General features: G+C 43.6%; 18 protein-coding genes. 3 read left to right on the top strand and 15 right to left on the bottom strand.

Annotation, left to right across the window (positions count from 1 at the left end; translation table 11 throughout):
• Window positions 1–12: 12 nt before the first annotated feature.
• From pheS to VJL_RS00575, 15 genes are all read right to left on the bottom strand, one after another.
• Complete coding sequence (gene pheS / locus VJL_RS00645) at window positions 13–996, bottom strand: phenylalanine--tRNA ligase subunit alpha (protein WP_038868637.1); 984 nt, start codon at window positions 994–996, stop codon at window positions 13–15.
• A 250-nt stretch (window positions 997–1246) separates the two neighbouring features.
• Window positions 1247–2413, bottom strand: a complete 1167-nt coding sequence (locus VJL_RS00640) for a hypothetical protein (RefSeq protein ID WP_105068187.1) — start codon at window positions 2411–2413, stop codon at window positions 1247–1249.
• 24 nt (window positions 2414–2437) lie between these two features.
• On the bottom strand, window positions 2438–3229 hold the full coding sequence (locus tag VJL_RS00635; protein WP_038874723.1) for an outer membrane lipoprotein-sorting protein: 792 nt from the start codon (window positions 3227–3229) through the stop codon (window positions 2438–2440).
• A 26-nt stretch (window positions 3230–3255) separates the two neighbouring features.
• Window positions 3256–5634 carry an efflux RND transporter permease subunit gene (locus tag VJL_RS00630; RefSeq protein WP_038874721.1) on the bottom strand — a complete coding sequence of 793 codons (2379 nt, stop codon included), beginning with the start codon at window positions 5632–5634 and terminating at the stop codon, window positions 3256–3258.
• Between the two features lie 204 nt (window positions 5635–5838).
• The gene (locus VJL_RS00625; RefSeq protein WP_038868643.1) at window positions 5839–6627 is read right to left on the bottom strand and encodes a TetR/AcrR family transcriptional regulator; all 789 of its coding nucleotides are present in this window, start codon (window positions 6625–6627) and stop codon (window positions 5839–5841) included.
• Window positions 6628–6797: 170 nt separating this feature from the next.
• Entirely contained in the window at window positions 6798–7607 is an 810-nt protein-coding gene (locus VJL_RS00620; protein ID WP_038868644.1) for a helix-turn-helix domain-containing protein, read from the bottom strand.
• Between the two features lie 635 nt (window positions 7608–8242).
• Window positions 8243–8557, bottom strand: coding sequence for a heavy metal-binding domain-containing protein (locus VJL_RS00615; RefSeq protein WP_038868645.1), 315 nt, complete (start codon window positions 8555–8557; stop codon window positions 8243–8245).
• Between the two features lies 1 nt (window position 8558).
• Window positions 8559–8948, bottom strand: a complete 390-nt coding sequence (locus VJL_RS00610; protein WP_038874719.1) for a VOC family protein — start codon at window positions 8946–8948, stop codon at window positions 8559–8561.
• Between the two features lie 10 nt (window positions 8949–8958).
• Window positions 8959–9339, bottom strand: coding sequence for a RidA family protein (locus tag VJL_RS00605; RefSeq protein ID WP_038874716.1), 381 nt, complete (start codon window positions 9337–9339; stop codon window positions 8959–8961).
• 306 nt (window positions 9340–9645) lie between these two features.
• Window positions 9646–9906 (bottom strand): nucleoside triphosphate pyrophosphohydrolase family protein, encoded by a 261-nt coding sequence (locus VJL_RS00600; protein WP_227741108.1) that lies wholly within the window; start codon window positions 9904–9906, stop codon window positions 9646–9648.
• 341 nt (window positions 9907–10247) lie between these two features.
• Window positions 10248–10601, bottom strand: coding sequence for a 50S ribosomal protein L20 (gene rplT / locus VJL_RS00595; RefSeq protein ID WP_004727974.1), 354 nt, complete (start codon window positions 10599–10601; stop codon window positions 10248–10250).
• 40 nt (window positions 10602–10641) lie between these two features.
• Window positions 10642–10836: a 50S ribosomal protein L35 gene (gene rpmI, locus VJL_RS00590; protein ID WP_009705876.1), complete on the bottom strand. Its 195-nt coding sequence runs from the start codon at window positions 10834–10836 to the stop codon at window positions 10642–10644.
• A 117-nt stretch (window positions 10837–10953) separates the two neighbouring features.
• Window positions 10954–11505, bottom strand: a complete 552-nt coding sequence (infC, locus tag VJL_RS00585) for a translation initiation factor IF-3 (protein ID WP_080774336.1) — start codon at window positions 11503–11505, stop codon at window positions 10954–10956.
• Between the two features lie 3 nt (window positions 11506–11508).
• Window positions 11509–13437: a threonine--tRNA ligase gene (gene thrS / locus VJL_RS00580; RefSeq protein ID WP_038868651.1), complete on the bottom strand. Its 1929-nt coding sequence runs from the start codon at window positions 13435–13437 to the stop codon at window positions 11509–11511.
• 304 nt (window positions 13438–13741) lie between these two features.
• Entirely contained in the window at window positions 13742–14485 is a 744-nt protein-coding gene (locus tag VJL_RS00575; RefSeq protein WP_038874713.1) for a sporulation protein, read from the bottom strand.
• A 198-nt stretch (window positions 14486–14683) separates the two neighbouring features.
• Between VJL_RS00575 and hutC the strand changes: the two genes are divergently transcribed.
• From hutC to hutG, 3 genes are all read left to right on the top strand, one after another.
• Entirely contained in the window at window positions 14684–15391 is a 708-nt protein-coding gene (gene hutC, locus VJL_RS00570; RefSeq protein ID WP_038874710.1) for a histidine utilization transcriptional repressor HutC, read from the top strand.
• Window positions 15392–15510: 119 nt separating this feature from the next.
• On the top strand, window positions 15511–16761 hold the full coding sequence (gene hutI / locus VJL_RS00565) for an imidazolonepropionase (protein ID WP_038874707.1): 1251 nt from the start codon (window positions 15511–15513) through the stop codon (window positions 16759–16761).
• Between the two features lies 1 nt (window position 16762).
• Window positions 16763–17776, top strand: coding sequence for a formimidoylglutamase (gene hutG / locus VJL_RS00560; RefSeq protein ID WP_038874704.1), 1014 nt, complete (start codon window positions 16763–16765; stop codon window positions 17774–17776).
• The last annotated feature ends 84 nt before the right edge of the window (window positions 17777–17860 follow it).

Here is a 17860-nt window from a genome sequence, read left to right as displayed (position 1 = left end):
TTATCCCCTGGATTACTTGAACTGTTTTAGGAAACGAAGATCGTTCTCGAAGAACGCACGTAGGTCGTTTACGCCGTAACGAAGCATTGTTAGACGCTCAACACCCATACCGAATGCGAAACCAGAGTATTTTTCAGGGTCGATGCCTACGCTGCGTAGTACGTTCGGGTGAACCATACCGCAACCTAGAACTTCAAGCCATTTGCCGTTTTTACCCATTACGTCTACTTCAGCCGAAGGCTCTGTAAATGGGAAATAAGATGGACGGAAACGAACTTCTACTTCTTCTTCAAAGAAGTTACATAGGAAGTCGTGCAGAATGCCTTTTAGTTGAGCGAAGTTCACGTTCTCATCAACCAACATGCCTTCCACTTGGTGGAACATTGGCGTGTGCGTTTGGTCGTAATCGTTACGGTATACACGGCCCGGTGCAATGAAACGGAATGGTGGTTTGCCATTTTCCATTGTACGGATCTGTACGCCAGACGTGTGAGTACGAAGCATCAAATCAGGGTTGAAGAAGAAAGTATCGTGGTCAGTACGCGCTGGGTGATCAGCGGCAATGTTTAGTGCATCAAAGTTGTGGAATGCATCTTCGATTTCTGGACCAGACTCAGTATTAAAGCCAAGTTCACCAAAGAACTTTTCAATACGCTCAACAGTACGAGTAACTGGGTGTAGACCACCGTTCTCGATACGACGACCTGGTAGTGTTACGTCAATCGTTTCTGCTGCTAGCTTCGCTTCAAGCTCTGCACGTTGTAGTGCATCTTTACGGGCTGCGATAGCTTGCTGAACTACGCCTTTCGCTTTATTGATCTCTTGACCCGCTTCACGGCGCTCTTCTGGTGGTAGTTTACCTAGGCTTTGAAGTTGAGCAGTTAGCTCACCTTTTTTACCTAGATACTGAACACGCACTTCATCAAGTACGACTAGCGATTCTGCGGCTTCAATTGCTGCACTCGCGTTAGCAATGATCTCTTCTAGATGTTGCATCGTTTCCTCATCTACCTATTGGTAGTATCCATAAGGGAGTGATTGGTTTTTTGATAGCTGTACATAGTAGCCAAACCCGCCACCAAAGCCAAATTGAATTATGAAAAGAAGAGGTTATTGAATAAAAAGAACACAAAAACGCAAAAAAAGCAGCTTCGCACGTAAATCCCTAGGATTATGGCTTGCTGCTTTGTGCATAAATACTGCAGTTTCGTCCCCAAGTGAAAACACTTTAGGTCAGTCGACAATGCTAAAAATAGTATTGAATAGATAGCTCGACAAAGTCATCGTCTCTGGCGAAGTAAAGCAGATCGGTAGGCGTTTCGTTTTTAAACAACCAAGCATCGATTTGCCACTTGAAATGATTTGAAATGCGGCTGGAAGCCTCAAGTTTTGCGTTGTACACATCGGAGTTGTCGAGATCTTGCGTTATACCCGTTAAGATTTCTGTGCCGTCTTCGTCATTGAGCGCTAAACGAATGCCTGCAAAGACATCATTTTGACCGATATTTTGCGCGTTGTTCCCACGGCTATCATAGAGATACTCACCAATAATGCCTACGTCCCATACTGTCTCAAAAGCGCCTACTATCGTGTATTCAAAACCCGTCACGACGCCGACATGATTGTCGAAGCTATCGCGGTAGACACTCTCTAGCTTCCATAACCAATCGCCCACGATGCCTTGAACATCCAGCCCAACATGGCTCATTAGGGCGTAGTAAGGTTTTAACTCTCCTTGATCAAACCGAAAATACGGGTCACGGTTTGTTCCATAAACATAGCTTAAGCCAACATCCCAATCGCCAAACATTTGTGCGTACCGAAAAGCGACATCCACATGCTTTTCTTCTCGGCTAGATTCATACAGCGCATCATCAGATACAACGGGATCAATCCTCAAACGTCCATCTTTGCCTGCAAATGTTCGTTCGCGAAAATAAGGCAACACCATGGCATCGACCACTCCCCAGTCTTTGACTGACGTAAAATGGACCATAGGTTGGCCGAGTTTATCTTCACCATCAACGGCTTCTACCGCATCGACTTGGTTTATGACATCAACCAGATGTGCTGACTCGGTCACACCCCAGAAGACTTTACTGATGCCGACACGTAGCTCGTAGTCATCCCAATAAGTTAAATACAACGCTTCGCGAATATCACCATGAGTCCGCTCGTCATCCATACTGTCTAAACGATAAAAGGGAGTGAACGTGAAACTGGCTTCCCCATCTTTTAGGTCCCAGTAAAACTCCGGCTGCAAAACCAGTGAAGCTTGTCCTTTCCCCTGCCCCTGAGCACCATCGGAGAAAAACTGACGATGCTCGATGTTGACCTGTCCTGCTAACTCAACCGCCAATAAAGAGCCAGAGAAAGGCATAATGGTTAGGCCAGCGAATATCATACTGGCCATGTTTACCCTACTCATTCGATCTCCTTACTTAACGCGCTTAAGTATGTTTTTGTTGAAATCGGTGTCTTTTAATCCAGTTTGGAACGTTAACTCACTTGTTGTCAGCTCAGTACTCTTGCCGGTCTGGTGATTGGTCATCGCCATCGTGTGCGCACGCCAATATTGATTTAAGTACTGTTTGTAATCAGAGAAAACCAAAGTCTTAAGTAGCGCACCTTTACGGTCATAGAACTCTACTTTCATTGGACGATAATGCGCTTTGTCCAACCACACAACTTGCTTGGTGTAACCTGAATTTTTATCGGTTGGAATTTGCTCTAAAACAAACGTATCTTGCCCTTTGATAGCGTCATCCTTGAGATAGTTAAATCGATACTTCTCAATTTCAAACGAACTTAGATCTTCGTACGCAAACTCACTGCCCATAAATGGCCCCGACTTATTACGTGATGCAATACGTTTGACGCGCTTTAATGCAGGTAGATAGAGCCATTGGTCATCGGAACCCACTGTATGTGAATGATTCAGGAATGCTGTGCCTTTTACATCACGTGGCTCATCAAAAATGGTTAACCCTTTGTCACCATCATCAACTACCTCAAGAGACTTTAAGCGCATCGCTCGGGTACTGCTTTCCCCTTGAGCATTTCGCAGGATCATTTGCATTGTCGCAACAGAATCACGCCAACCTTCGTCACGAGCCTTGCGTTCTTGTGCAATTTCCAAACCTTTGGCTTCGTCAGCCCAAGAAAATGGCGTCATGAGAAAAGAGGCTGCTATTACCGCTACTTTCAATCGTGTATTGAGTAAATTCATCATTCTATCCTTGTCTGTTTTCAGAATTACAACTGAGTTGCCGTAACACTTTTCTGTGAGTCCGTATCCGGGTTATTTATTGTCTTGTTTTGTGCATAAGCTTCTTTATCGAATAACATCAATAACGTTGGTAGGAATAAGAAATCCACAACTAAGGCAATAAAGATGACTATCGCACTCAGTTGGCCCATGTCAGCATTCAAACGGAAGCTCGACATTGCCAAAACAGAGAAACCTGCGACTAAAACGACAGTCGTTATCCAGAGTGCTCGCCCCACCGTATGGAACGCATATCTAACCGCTTGCTCGGCAGTTTGCCCTTCTTTACGTGCGCGTTGATATTTTGACAAAAAGTGCACGGCGTCATCGACCACGATCCCGAGTGTCAACGTCACTACGACAGACAATCCTAGGTTGATTTCTCCTGAAATCAGCGCCCATAAACCAAACCCAATGACGGCTGGTGCGATGTTTGGCACCAAGCTGATCAATCCCAGCTTGAGAGAGCGAAGCGCAAAGATGAGCAGTGCTGAAATAAGCACCAATGTGATAGGTAAGGTAGAAAGCATACTTGCCATGTTGGTTTCACCAATGTGGGCAAACATCAACGAAGGGCTCGACGCAACGACTTCATATTGAGGCGCGTTATTCGCAAACCAAGCGTAGATACGATTCTCAAGGTCAACCAATTCAACGCTGCCTAAGTTATCGACGGTCAAAACCATTTTAATTGAGGATTTATCAACATTAATTTGATTGTTGAGATCTAACCCATAAGGCAGTGACATTTCGTAAAGCAGCAAATACTGCGCGGCTAATTCGCGATCTTGTGGTAGTGAATAATAAGCATCATCGTCGGCATGCATGTTTTTATTTAAACGCTTATACACATCCGCCAGAGTTGCGACATGATCAGTTTCCGGCTGAGCACGCAACCAATCGGTGAAACGACCAATCGAGTTCAAAAATATTGGGTCTGCTATTCCCTGCGACTCATTAGTTTTGATGGCAATACTGATGTTTGTCATCCCACTGATTCGCTCTTCCATAAAGTCAGCGGCTTGGCGAAAGTCACTTCGTGAATCAAAGTACTTCACAGATTCATCATTCACTTTGTTTAGCGGGATTAAGCTAGCACTGACAACGATCACTAGAACAGAAAGGGGTAATAAGGCTTTTCGATTTGCCACCACAAAATCACCTAGCTTATCCATAAAATCAGAACCGTTTTTCGATGTATTTTGTTTGACTCGTATCGGTAACAGTTTTAATAAGGCTGGCAACAAAGTAACAGATAAGAAACAGGCAATCATGACGCCCAGCGCGGATAAATTACCGAAGTCTCGTAACACTGGAGAATCCGACATATTCATCATCAGAAAGCCAATCGCCGTTGTTATTGAAGTAATAAGGATTGGCATGAAGTTGAGTGCAATACTGCGTTCTATCGAATGCGCTTTGCTAAATCCATTTTGCATAGACTGACGCATCGTGGCGATAACGTGAACACAATCTGCAACCGCGAGTGTCATGACTAAAGTTGGGACATTGACCGTCGCCGTACTCAGGAACATACCTGCCCAACCAGATAATCCCATAGTTGCCATCACGGACCCGATAATCACGACCAAGGTCGCAATCACACTCAAGAAAGAACGTAACATAATGGTTAGGAACACGAGAATAACAAGCAACATCGTAGGGACCAGCGTAGAACTGTCTTCTTGCGCAGCCGTCATAAAGGCGTAGTTCATCGCGATAATGCCTGCTTTATGAAACTCAACATTTGGGTAATTCTGCTGGTATTGCTCAATCATCCTATTGATGTGGTTCATCACTTCTTGAACTTCAGCGGTCTTATCAACTTCAGGCAATTGAACCGTGATATTTACAATCGTTACGTCGCCCTTCTCAGAAATCAAAGCGTTTTTAATCACTGGTTCCGTCAGGGCAATATGCTTAACTTTGGCAATGCGCGCCGACGTTAATTCATAGTCTTCATAAAGTAGGTCTTCGACAAGAAGATCATCTTCGATTGCTTCGGTATGTTGATAATTCGCAATGGAATCAACACGACTTGAGTAAGGGACTTGCCATGAGTCAACCGTTAAGTTTTGGACAAGTTGGAGGGTTTCTGGGGTGAAGACATCATTGTTATCTGGTGCAATAACAATGGCTAAGTTATCGGTTTTAGCAAAGGTCGTTTGAATTTCATCAAAGGCAAGCAACTGCTTATTAGTGCCATCAAAAAAGATATTATAGTCACCACGGAAATAGAGATTCTTTCCTCCGATGGTCGCGAAAATCACGAGTAATACCGTTGCCAGCAATACCCAGATACTATACTTGGTTGGAATCTTCCCCCATTGTCCGGTGGAAGTTTGTTGAGCTTGGCGGTGTTTCATCACACTCTCCCTTTGTGACGTTTCGTCAAAAGACGGAACAAAAAAGCAGCTTTCACTGTTTCTCGATCCAGATTCGCTTTAAACCTTGTTGTTGCATCACGTTTATAAAATTATTGATGCAAAAACAATCGTTATTGACGATCCGTCAAATAGTGTGATTAAAAAACCAATCTTTATTGGATTGGTTTTTTGCATTCATGGGAATCAGCGATTCACTGAGTCTAAGAATGCAACTTCTTCACTGAACAATTCCTGCTCCACTCGACGCCAAGTTTTACGGTAGTCCCACTCTGTTGAGAGCGGCAACCATCCTAGGCCATCAAGTAACATATTCGCATTGTGAAGCACAGAGAAGGGGTCTTGTAGGCGCTGGATACAACGACTGTTCGATGCATTTTGCGCCAGCGCATTAGAGCCAAACGCAATAGACCAATTAGCAAACACAATAGCATCTGAGCCAACAGCTGGAGAAAACTTAAGATCCCCTATTTCTACTGCATGGTTTACCAAAGCGTCCGCACCGGATATCACTTCTTCTTCCAACTGGTTTAATTCGTTAAGGCGCGTTGGAGATGCTTTTTCTATCACCCACGGCGTTTTAGCAACAATTGCACACGTTGATAATACAGGCTCCATGCGAGCATAAATACGATACCCAACATGCATCGCAATGATCTTCTCGCGAGTATTACCATCAAAGTTTGCCGTACGCTCGAAGAACACGGCTTCACTCTTCAATGAATGGATACATAAAGCAAGAATCACGTCCTCTTTGCTACAAAAATGGTTGTAGATGGTCCCTTTTGAATAAGGGCTCGCTGCGGTTAGCTTATCCATCGTGAGATTTGCAAACCCCTGCTCTTGCACCAATGACTTCGCAAGCTGAATCAACTCTACCTCACGATCGGCAATCGCCTGTTGTTTCTTCGTTAAGCCGGAAACAACACGACAGTCTTGCTGTTTGTCATTCTTTTTGCAGCCAAAATTAAACATAATTCTTTGATCCGTATCCCCATGTGACGCTAACGAATAGTAACACGAATATGATTGGCAGAAAGTTCATTACCTTTCTGACGAATCGTCATAATTGACACATCGTCATGTTAGCTCATCAATTACACATTACAAGTATGAATCTATAAATCACTAAAAATAACTACTAGTTATATTGATAGGCTTGGCTTATCCCCAGCCGAAGCGATCGCACATCGGATATCTTCAATAAAGTTACCATCAGTTTGGACAATTCCATCAGAGAAGGTAACAGGTTGGTGTGGTCCCGCAACCAGTAAGACATTCGTAAAATCGGAGACATTGAAATTTTCTGCTACGACATTCTTGGAGTGAAAATCGAGAACAGTGCTCGCGACCTGTTCTTCTAATGTAAGTAATTGTTCTTCAGTAATTTTCATTCGAGATAATGCAACACGAACACACTTCTCGTGCGTGGTCGTTTGATCCTTGATGATCTCTGTGTACTTGTCGTTAAGCTTCGAGTTCTCAGCGTAGCTGTAGTAAAGCGGACCATGCAGCGTAATGTTGTTTTCTTCATCAACATAAACCAGATCAAGTAACTCTAGCGCGCCTAAATAGTCCGACATACTTTGTTTCGAGAGGTCATACTTTTTCATTAGGATGGTATAGCCGTCTTTCCCACGAAGCATCCGTAACTCTCGATAAAAATCGTAAAGATGAGGAAATTGGAAAAAGACTTCGTCTTGCGTGTGGCTAAAGTAATCTTGATCCTCAGCTTGAAGTTGATTTGCCAGCTTCTGCAATTCATCGAGGGTGCAGTCAACCGCGCGGCAATACTCGAGTAGCTTATCTAGAGCAAGGTTAGTACTAGTTAAATGACGTTTAAAAGTGGACAACGGCATGCCCATTTTCTCAGATAACTCTCGATATGTTAGCCCTTTAGTTTTTATCGCTTGTCGTAATGCGGCTAACAAGTACTCGGGAGTGAGTTCTCTCATCTACAATTCCTTATGGCAATGTTACAGCTGTATAGTATTTGTAACAATTTAGAATCACTTCGCAAGGCATAAGTTCATATTTTTATAAGAAAACTTTGAATTAATATACTTTCATTCACATTTACGATGTTAATACTGGCACTTAAAATGCATTCAGTTTCATTATATTTAGCAAATTCATTACATTATAAACATCATAGTTTTAATGCTATTCGTCGCATTAAATCCTAGAAAGTAAAAATATGGCGAGAGCTTACGACTCAAACAAGCATTATGCGTTAGAACATTTGCCCTAAAAACAATTCATCAAAAAAGGCATAATTATTCATCAGGACTGATGGTTCGTGAACACAATTAGGTTTAGCAGCGCAGTGCGATCGAAGTCACTTTAGTCAAAATTTCAAAGCAACGAATGGATACAATAAATACCTAGAAATGGTGATCTGCATATAAACGATAGGAAGAGGAACCCAATTAGGAACGACGTTGTCTTGGACTTATTGACAACGTCGACAGACTTTTCGTACTAGATGGCGAGACAAACTCACCGACATGAATGACACACAAGGAGGGAGTTAAAAATAGCGAACGAAAAAACAATCTGCACTGTATTAAAACGACAAAAGCCTCTTCGACTATACGAGCTTCACAGCCGTTCCAAACGCAAGAATTTCAGAAGAACCATCAACAATTGAGCTAGTTGTAAAACGGATGCCAACCACCGCATCAGCACCCATATTCGCTGCATCTTCGACCATACGCTGAATCGCGATATTTCGAGCTTCAGTCATCATTTCTGTATAACCGCGAATCTCACCGCCAACGATACTTTTTAGACCCGCCATGAAGTCTCGACCAATGTGTTTAGATTGAACCACATTCCCCGTTACTACACCCTTTATCTCAGCGATTTCTCGTCCTGGAATCGTCTCGGTTGTTGAATAAATCATGTTAAGCCTCAGTAAGATAGTTAGATAACTCAATCAAGTTACCATCTGGGTCTCGAATGTAAACAGATAGGATGTTACCAATTGCACCGGTCCGTTGAACAGGCCCTTCAATTACCTCAATAGCATGAACTTCAAGGTGAGAGATAATATCCAAGATAGGTGTGTCTGTAATAAAACACAAATCAGCACTGCCAGAAGCAACTTGACGTGCTTTAGGTTCAAACTCGCTCCCTAGTTGGTGAAGATTTATCTTTTGCTTTCCATAAATCAAGGCTACTCGTCCTTCACCGAAAGTAACACTTTCCATACCGAGAACCTGTATATAGAAATCCAGTGTGGTTTGAATGTCTTTAACTGTCAGTACAAGGTGATCCAAACGGTTTATTTTCATTAAAGCCTCTCTATAATGCTTCAGATGAGATGACTGCCTCAATCTCAATAGATAAGTCGGGGTGAATCAAACGGCTCACCTCGACTAATGAACAAGCCGGTAAATAACCCTCATAGAAGTCGAATAATACCGAGCGAATCTCTGACAGTTGGTTTATATCGGTTATAAATATCGTCAGCTTGATGAGGTCACGTTTCTCTCTTTGTTCTTCCGCAAGTATTTTCGATAAGTAAGACAGAATCGTTTTTGTTTGCTCGATTAGATTTTCACTTTGGCTCGGTGAACCCATGGCTGTCAATCCGGAAACATACAAGGTCTCACAATGTCTTGCCGCATGGACATAAGGACCAGCAATTTGCGGCAAAAATTCGTAACTGATGCGTTGAACCATTTTGACTCCCCTTCCCTAGCGGTTGTATTTCCGTTTACTCAATATCTCTTTCACTTCGTGCGTTTTTTCTAAATCTACTTCATAAACATTGGCTAATGCACAAACATATTATACCCAAACGTCTTCAATGAGCAGGATTCAGAGCGTTGTCACTGACTCTAGTTCAAAGTCAAACAACTTGAGGAATAGTCTTTCTATTTCCATTTTGTTTGGCAAAGAAATAGTGTTAGTGACACGCTCCCAAAGGGCGAGTTGCCTTGGCTTGTATACTTTGTTGTCGATTTTCGATTTAGAACCACTAGATCTTTAAATCGCCGCCGCGTCTACAAACCAATGCAATCTCGCTGAACCTAGCGCATTGAGGATATTTGGGTATACGCGTACGTCGTAGAGTTCTTCCGCGATTGTTCCTTTAATTGTGTCCTCTGTCGGTTGTCCTGTGGCGTCTTTCCTAATCGATTCAGACAACTCACCCACTTCTTCAATCAGTTTGAGGAAATAATGCTGTTTCTGTTCCGGGTCGTGATCAAACTCTTTTATATGCGCTTGTAGTTGTCGAATGTCCATTTCTAATCCTTTTTTGTTTGTAATCCTAATAAACCCTACCATAAGTAGATAACAGAATGATTTAACGCGATATTCCCAATAGCTCGGTAACACAGATGCTCCTTATCCATGACTTGATGAGTTGAGGCAAAATAACAAATCAGCCATTGGAGCAACTTATTTGGTAAGAGTTGGGATATAAACGGGAAACGGGAAACGGGAAACGGGAAACGGGAAACGGGAAACGGGAAACGGGAAACGGGAAACGGGAAACGGGAAACGGGAAAGTCTATGGTAGGGGAAACAGAAAGCAATAAAAAAGGAGAGCTAATGCTCTCCTTTTCTTAATCCTAAACTGCTAATTAAAGAGCAGCTTTCGCTTTTTCAACTAGAACAGCAAATGCTGCTTTATCGAATACTGCGATGTCCGCTAGGATCTTACGGTCGATCTCGATAGATGCTTTCTTAAGACCGTTGATGAAACGGCTGTAAGATAGACCATTTTGACGAGATGCTGCGTTGATACGTGCAATCCATAGTTGACGGAATTGACGTTTCTTAGCGCGACGGTCACGGTAAGCGTATTGACCAGCTTTAGTAACTGCTTGGAAAGCTACGCGGTAAACACGTGAACGTGCACCGTAGTAACCTTTAGCTTGTTTTAGAACTTTCTTATGACGTGCACGAGCTTGTACACCACGTTTTACGCGAGGCATTATGCTTCTCCTAAACTAAACGATTGATAACTATAAAGAATTAAGCGTATGGCAACATACGAACAACTGCAGCAACTTCACAACGTGGAAGAATTGCATTTGGACGTAGCTGACGCTTGTTCTTAGTAGTACGCTTAGTCAGGATGTGACGTTTTGTAGCGTGCTTGTACTTAATACCACCAGCAGTTTTCTTAAAACGCTTAGCAGCACCTTTGTTGGTTTTCATCTTAGGCATGATGAATAACTCCGCATTGAGTAGGTTTAATAAACAACGTAATTAGGGCGAACAAAACCCAACCGCTTACCTTTAAAAGGGAAACGGCTAGGTCTTAATTACTTGATGAGCCGTTAATTACTTCTTTTTAGGGGCTAGAACCATGATCATCTGACGACCTTCGATTCGACTTGGGAAAGATTCCACTACAGCAAAGTCTACAGTGTCTTCTTTTAAGCGATGAAGAACGTCAACACCGATGTCTTGGTGCGCCATTTCTCGGCCACGGAAGCGAATTGTTACCTTCACTTTGTTGCCTTCTTCAAGGAAACGCGTCAGGTTGCGTAGTTTTACCTGATAGTCTCCAATATCAGTTCCAGGACGGAATTTTACTTCCTTAATCTGAACCTGTTTTTGCTTTTTCTTCTGCTCTTTAGCAGATTTGCTCTTCTCAAAGAGGAATTTGCCGTAGTCCATAACACGACAGACTGGCGGCTCAGCGTTAGGACTGATCTCCACAAGATCCATGCCTGCTTCTTCAGCAGCTGCGATCGCTTCTTGAATCGATACAACACCAACTGATTCACCGTCAGCGCCAGTTAGTCGAACTTCACGAACGCCACGAATTTCACCGTTCATACGGTGTGGGTTTTGTTTTACCGGCTGTTGGCCGCGTCTTCCGCCTTTAATAGCTTATTCCTCCAGATTGAGCTTACGGCTTGAAATCTCGTCTTGGATGTATGCAATGAAATCATCCACTTTAAATTTGCCGAGATCTTTACCTTTACGAGTACGTACTGCGATTTCGCCAGCTTCCATTTCTTGGTCACCGACAACAAGCATATACGGTACACGCTTCAAAGTGTGTTCGCGGATTTTAAAGCCAATCTTCTCATTTCTCAAGTCCGCTTTAGCTCTAATTCCACTTTTTTGTAGTTTTTGTACTACTTCCTGAACATAATCTGACTGTTTATCAGTAATGTTCATAAGAATTGCCTGTTCTGGCGCCAACCAAGTTGGGAAGAAACCAGCATATTCTTCGATAAGAATACCAATGAAACGCTCTAGTGAACCTAGAATTGCACGGTGAATCATCACCGGAACAAGACGTTCATTGTTTTCACCTACGTAAGTTGCACCTAAGCGACCTGGTAGGTTGAAGTCTAACTGAACAGTACCACACTGCCATGCACGGTCTAGACAGTCGTATAGCGTGAATTCAATCTTAGGACCGTAGAATGCACCCTCGCCTTCTTGAATCTCGTATGGAATTTCCATTGATTCTAGAGACTGTTTCAATGCTTCTTCAGATTGATCCCAGATTTCATCTGAACCTACACGTTTCTCTGGACGAGTAGACAGTTTCACTACGATGTTGTCGAAACCAAATGTTTGGTACGTATCGTACACCATCTTGATACAATTTGTTACTTCTTCTTGAATTTGGCTCTCAGTACAGAAAATGTGAGCGTCATCCTGAGTAAAACCACGTACACGCATAATGCCGTGTAGTGCACCAGATGGTTCGTTACGGTGACATGAGCCGAACTCAGCCATACGTAACGGTAGATCACGGTACGATTTTAGACCTTGGTTAAAGATCTGCACGTGACCTGGACAGTTCATTGGTTTCAGTGCGTATTCACGGTTTTCAGAAGAAGTGGTGAACATCGCATCAGCGTACTTGTCCCAGTGACCAGAACGTTCCCAAAGAACACGGTCCATAATAAGTGGACCTTTTACTTCCTGGTAACCGTATTCGTCTAGCTTAGAGCGTACAAATACTTCAAGATCACGGAAGATAGACCAACCATTGTGATGCCAGAACACCATACCTGGTGCTTCTTGTTGCATGTGGAATAGGTCTAGTTGCTTACCAAGTTTACGGTGGTCACGCTTCGCTGCTTCTTCAAGGCGAGTAAGGTGCGCTTTCAATGCTTTCTTATCGTGGAAAGCCGTACCGTAGATACGTTGAAGCATTTTGTTGTCGCTGTTACCACGCCAGTAAGCACCCGCAACATTCAATAGAGTGAAATGTTGACAGAAACTCATGTTAGGAACGTGAGGACCGCGACACATGTCGATGTATTCTTCATGGTGGTAAAGACCTGGACGATCATCACGAGATACGTTTTCGTCTAGGATTTCCACTTTGTATGGTTCGCCACGTGATTCAAATGTATCACGTGCTTCCTGCCAGCTAACCTTTTTCTTAACAACTTCGTACTTGGTCTTCGCTAGTTCTTTCATACGCTTTTCAATCTTTTCAAGATCGTCTTGCGTTAGAGATTCTTCTAGGTCGATGTCGTAGTAGAAGCCATTGTCGATGGTTGGACCGATCGCCATTTTAGCTTGCGGGTAAAGTTGCTTTAGAGCGTGACCAAGAAGGTGAGCACATGAGTGGCGAACGATTTCTAAACCGTCGACTTCATCTTTAACTGTGATGATCTCAAGGCTTGCGTCTTCTTCAATTAAGTCACACGCATCAACGCGGTTACCATTTACACGACCAGCGATAGTTGCTTTTGCAAGACCAGGACCGATCGATTGCGCAACTTCCATAGTAGAAACTGGGTTGTCAAATTGACGCTGACTGCCGTCAGGAAGAGTAATAATAGGCATGCTATATCCTTTACAGTGGTGTTGCACACCAAGCAACACATGTTATTCAAATTAGAAGATTTTTCGAGAATCGGTAAAGGCCGCTCGGTAACACGAATACCGGACCAATATCGAGAAGGGGATTGTACCTAGCTCACATTTAGAATGCAAAGAGCGATTTCAATTTGTCACTGAAACTTCATTGTTCAACGAATGAGAGCCTCAATAATTTTGAAAAAAAATCGACGCGATCTAAAAATGAAAATAGCTCTGATAGTGAGCGTTCCTCTTCCATCAGAGCTTATGAGAACCGTAGAGTAAGCGATTACAGGTTAAGAGTCGGAGCGATTGCTGCTGCAACCTGTGAATCTGTCGCATCAACAGGTAAAGAGAATGAACGATACTGATCACCAGACATGCTAAATGAGCGGTCGATCTCCGCTAAGCAATGGAGCGTTGCCCCATCCAATATAAATGACAATTCGATTTCTTTAGTGGAAACGAAGCCGTTATTACGGAACTCTAGCTCTTGGTAAATACCCGAACGTGACGAGAATGTGTTACCACGTAAGAAGCCCTTCTCTACATCGGCTTTAACCATAGTAAAACCAGCTTGCTCAATGGCGCCAATTACTCGTGATGCTGAGGGTAATGGCTTTACTTCAATGTAGTCACGATCGCGTGGGTCAATCGCAAAACCGATGTCTAATGTGGTTTCTACCCAAACGTGGCACTGGTTTTTCATTGCGCTTACTGCCGTAATTGGCGTTTCATCGTGCAGTTTTAACTCGAACGGCACTTGTTTTTCTTCATTCGGTTGGATGATGAAAGGTTCAACCGCCTTCAATTGATCGATCGTGAATGTCTGGTAACTAACGCTGTCATCTGCTTCTACTTTCATTTCCGTGTTCAGTTTGATGGTGATGGCATCAATTTGTTGTTCAACATCACCACCTTTGATTTGGACGTGACCACGTAATATTGAACCTTGATAAACGCTCATCTCATCTAAAATCGTATCTACCTTTGCCGAGCCGATACCAAGCGATGCTTTTAGTTTTTTAAACATGGAATTCCTTTGTGACTGCCTGTTTTATTAATTTTGTTGTGGAGAACCTTTGTTTACACAACTGATGAAAGTACTGCAAGCAATAGACCTCAAGAATGCGGACTAATTCCTTTTATCTATTCACAGAATAGGTTTAGGTATTTGCAATTTGTACATAGATTACGCACTATTTGTATAGTCAATTAAAAGGAAGTCATTATGTCTGCGCCACTTTATAAGCAAATCAAACAGTTTATCCTCGATAAAATTGATTCGGGAGAGTGGATGGTTGGACACCGCATCGCGACAGAATTTGAGCTGACCGAACAATTCGGAGTCAGTCGAATGACGGTAAATAAAGCCATTAGAGACTTAGTTAACGAAGGCAAACTGCAACGCCGCCCTCGCCTCGGCACCTTTGTTTGTGATCCGGCTGAGAAGTCTGAATCTCCCCTATTAGACATTCGTAACATTGCTGATGAGATCAGCAATCGTGGTCGAGAGCATCATAGTGAAGTTCTCCGACAAATTGCAATCAAAGCGGACGATGATATCGCAACCAAACTGGGCGTCATGCTTGGCACTACCGTATTCTACAGCGAGATCATTCATTTTGAAGATAGCACACCAATACAGCTAGAACTTCGTTGGGTGAACAGTCAATATGCACCAAGTTACCTCAATCAAGACTTCACGTGCATGACACCAAACCAATACCTTTCTAATAACTGCCCTCTTAGCGCCATCGAACATACCGTAGAAGCCATTGTCCCAGATGGACGCGTGAAGCAAGATCTTAAAATGCAAGCTGATGAACCATGCTTACTGCTCAACCGACGCACATGGAGTCAAGACAAACTGGTCAGCACCGCGTTACTTTATCACCCAGGCAATAAGTACAAATTAAGCTCTAAGATCTTATTGTAAACTAGGCATTACTTCTTCGTTTTGATCACATTTCAGCAACATTAGCCTTGTCAGTGATGCTTTTTTCTCCTATTTATTTGTATATACATTTAATCAAGCAAGTATTGGGACGAATGGAAATGGATTTGTTGATTGAAAATGCACGACTGGTAACCATGCAAGAAAGAGAACAAGGATACTTGCCAACTCCAATTGCTCGTGTGGGAATTCGATCAGGAAAAATTGTCGCCATCAGCACGAAAGAACAAGGTAACGATAGCGAACATACCGAATCCATTTTGAATCCAGACCACTACGAACAAACCATTGATCTTCAAAGCAAGCTTTTGTTGCCAGGTTTGATTGATTGCCACACTCATCTTGTGTACGCCGGAAATCGAGCCAACGAGTTTGAAATGCGCCTCAATGGTGTGCCTTATGAAGAAATCGCCAAGCAAGGCGGCGGTATTCTCTCTACCGTCCATGCCACTCGTGCCGCCACTGTAGAACAACTTATCGAACTCGCTTTACCACGTTTAGATGGATTGCTCGCAAGCGGAGTTACCTCTATCGAAGTTAAGTCTGGTTACGGTCTCACGCTAGCTGATGAAATCAAGATGCTGCGAGCAGCGAAAGCCTTAGAGCAAGAGCGCAAAGTCAAAATCACCACAACCCTGCTCGCCGCTCATGCACTTCCACCAGAATTTAAAGACCGTGCTGACGATTATATCCAACATATTTGTGATGACATTATTCCGCTCGTGGCAGAAGAAAAGCTCGCCACCAGCGTCGATGTGTTTTGTGAATCGATTGGTTTTAACTTAGTCCAAACAGAGCGTGTCTTTGAAGCGGCAAAAAAACATGGCTTGCATGTGAAAGGTCATACTGAGCAGCTCTCTGATTTGGGTGGTACGGCTTTAACCGCCCAATACAATGGCCTTTCTGCCGATCATATTGAATATCTGGATGAAATTGGCGTACGTGCCCTTGCCAACTCTTCTACCGTCGCAACCTTGCTCCCTGGTGCATTTTACTTCTTACGTGAAACCCAATTGCCTCCTATCGAATTACTTAGAGCGCACAAGGTGCCAATGGCGATAGCGACAGACATCAACCCGGGGACATCGCCATTTTCTGATTTAACCTTGATGCTTAACATGGCTTGCACTCTGTTCCGTTTAACACCTCAAGAAGCACTGCGTGGCGTCACTCAAAACGCAGCAAAAGCGTTGGGTTATGGGGAATCTCGTGGCGTGATTGAAGTCGGTTATGATGCTGACTTCTCAATTTGGGATATCGAACACCCAGCAGACCTCAGTTATCAAGTCGGCGCAAAACGTTTGGTAGGTCGTATAGTCAATGGTGAATATGTCTCTCACGGAGGACTGTGACATGGCTCAATCAGATCTGAATACCGCTCCATTTCACTGGCAAGGTCGTCATGATGCTGAAGATGGAGAACTGGGTAAACGCGTTCACCACGTGATTAAAAATATTTCTGTCGAAGAGTTGCCGAGCAAAAGCGAAGGCGTCTCGATCCTTGGTTTTGCTACCGATGCGGGTGTTGCCAGAAATAAAGGCCGTATTGGCGCGAAAAAGTCACCAGATTTAATCCGTCGTGCCCTAGCCAATCTCGCTTGGCACCAAGATGCGCCGCTTTATGACCTCGGTACTGTCGTTTGCGAAGACGACTTACTAGAGAGCAGCCAATCGCAATGCGCGGCCACAGTTGCTCAGGCACTACCCCATTCACCTGTCGTCGTCCTAGGTGGCGGGCATGAGATCGCATGGGCGTCATTTTCTGGGTTGGCCGAATACTTCAAAACTCATCACCCAGAAAAGCGGCCAAAGATTGGCATAATCAACTTCGACGCACATTTTGACCTACGCGCTTTTGAAAGTTCGCTGGCAGATGTAAAACCAAGCTCAGGCACACCGTTTAATCAAATTCATCACTTCTGCCAACGCAATGATTGGAAGTTTCATTACGCTTGCATTGGCGTCAGTCGCAGCAGCAATACCAAAGCGCTATTCCAGAAAGCGGACGAGCTCAACGTTTGGTATGTGGAAGACAAACAGCTTTGCTACATGAACCACAGTTACCATTTAACGCAGCTACAGCACTTTATCGATGACTGCGATTACCTCTATCTAACGATTGATTTGGACGTATTCCCTGCGGCAACAGCACCGGGTGTTAGCGCCCCAGCAGCGAGAGGAGTCAGCTACGACATCATTTCGCCGTTTTTAGACCGAATCCTACATTACAAAAACAAACTCATGCTTGCGGACATTGCCGAGTACAACCCCACGTATGACGTCGATAGTCAAACCGCTCGATTGGCAGCCCGCCTATGTTGGGACATCGCCAATGCTATGGCAGAGAAAGACCACAAGCCTAAATAAGCAAACCCAATAACGATTAACTCGAACAGCACTTTACTCGAGTAGAAATAGCCAAGCACAGACTTGGTACACACGTGAAACTAA

This window comes from Vibrio jasicida CAIM 1864 = LMG 25398 (genome assembly GCF_000400365.1).
GTDB classification, from domain to species: domain Bacteria; phylum Pseudomonadota; class Gammaproteobacteria; order Enterobacterales; family Vibrionaceae; genus Vibrio; species Vibrio jasicida.
The sequence above is the reverse complement of the archived record's forward strand: the minus strand, read 5'-3'. Positions and strand labels throughout refer to the sequence as shown.

Bases quoted from the DNA above. Each gene is read 5' to 3' on its own strand.
- pheS (WP_038868637.1), bottom strand. From the start codon at position 996: ATGCAACATCTAGAAGAGATCATTGCTAACGCGAGTGCAGCAATTGAA.
- VJL_RS00640 (WP_105068187.1), bottom strand. From the start codon at position 2,413: ATGGCCAGTATGATATTCGCTGGCCTAACCATTATGCCTTTCTCTGGC.
- VJL_RS00635 (WP_038874723.1), bottom strand. From the start codon at position 3,229: ATGAATTTACTCAATACACGATTGAAAGTAGCGGTAATAGCAGCCTCT.
- VJL_RS00630 (WP_038874721.1), bottom strand. From the start codon at position 5,634: ATGAAACACCGCCAAGCTCAACAAACTTCCACCGGACAATGGGGGAAG.
- VJL_RS00625 (WP_038868643.1), bottom strand. From the start codon at position 6,627: ATGTTTAATTTTGGCTGCAAAAAGAATGACAAACAGCAAGACTGTCGT.
- VJL_RS00620 (WP_038868644.1), bottom strand. From the start codon at position 7,607: ATGAGAGAACTCACTCCCGAGTACTTGTTAGCCGCATTACGACAAGCG.
- VJL_RS00615 (WP_038868645.1), bottom strand. From the start codon at position 8,557: ATGATTTATTCAACAACCGAGACGATTCCAGGACGAGAAATCGCTGAG.
- VJL_RS00610 (WP_038874719.1), bottom strand. From the start codon at position 8,948: ATGAAAATAAACCGTTTGGATCACCTTGTACTGACAGTTAAAGACATT.
- VJL_RS00605 (WP_038874716.1), bottom strand. From the start codon at position 9,339: ATGGTTCAACGCATCAGTTACGAATTTTTGCCGCAAATTGCTGGTCCT.
- VJL_RS00600 (WP_227741108.1), bottom strand. From the start codon at position 9,906: ATGGACATTCGACAACTACAAGCGCATATAAAAGAGTTTGATCACGAC.
- rplT (WP_004727974.1), bottom strand. From the start codon at position 10,601: ATGCCTCGCGTAAAACGTGGTGTACAAGCTCGTGCACGTCATAAGAAA.
- rpmI (WP_009705876.1), bottom strand. From the start codon at position 10,836: ATGCCTAAGATGAAAACCAACAAAGGTGCTGCTAAGCGTTTTAAGAAA.
- thrS (WP_038868651.1), bottom strand. From the start codon at position 13,437: ATGCCTATTATTACTCTTCCTGACGGCAGTCAGCGTCAATTTGACAAC.
- VJL_RS00575 (WP_038874713.1), bottom strand. From the start codon at position 14,485: ATGTTTAAAAAACTAAAAGCATCGCTTGGTATCGGCTCGGCAAAGGTA.
- hutC (WP_038874710.1), top strand. From the start codon at position 14,684: ATGTCTGCGCCACTTTATAAGCAAATCAAACAGTTTATCCTCGATAAA.
- hutI (WP_038874707.1), top strand. From the start codon at position 15,511: ATGGATTTGTTGATTGAAAATGCACGACTGGTAACCATGCAAGAAAGA.
- hutG (WP_038874704.1), top strand. From the start codon at position 16,763: ATGGCTCAATCAGATCTGAATACCGCTCCATTTCACTGGCAAGGTCGT.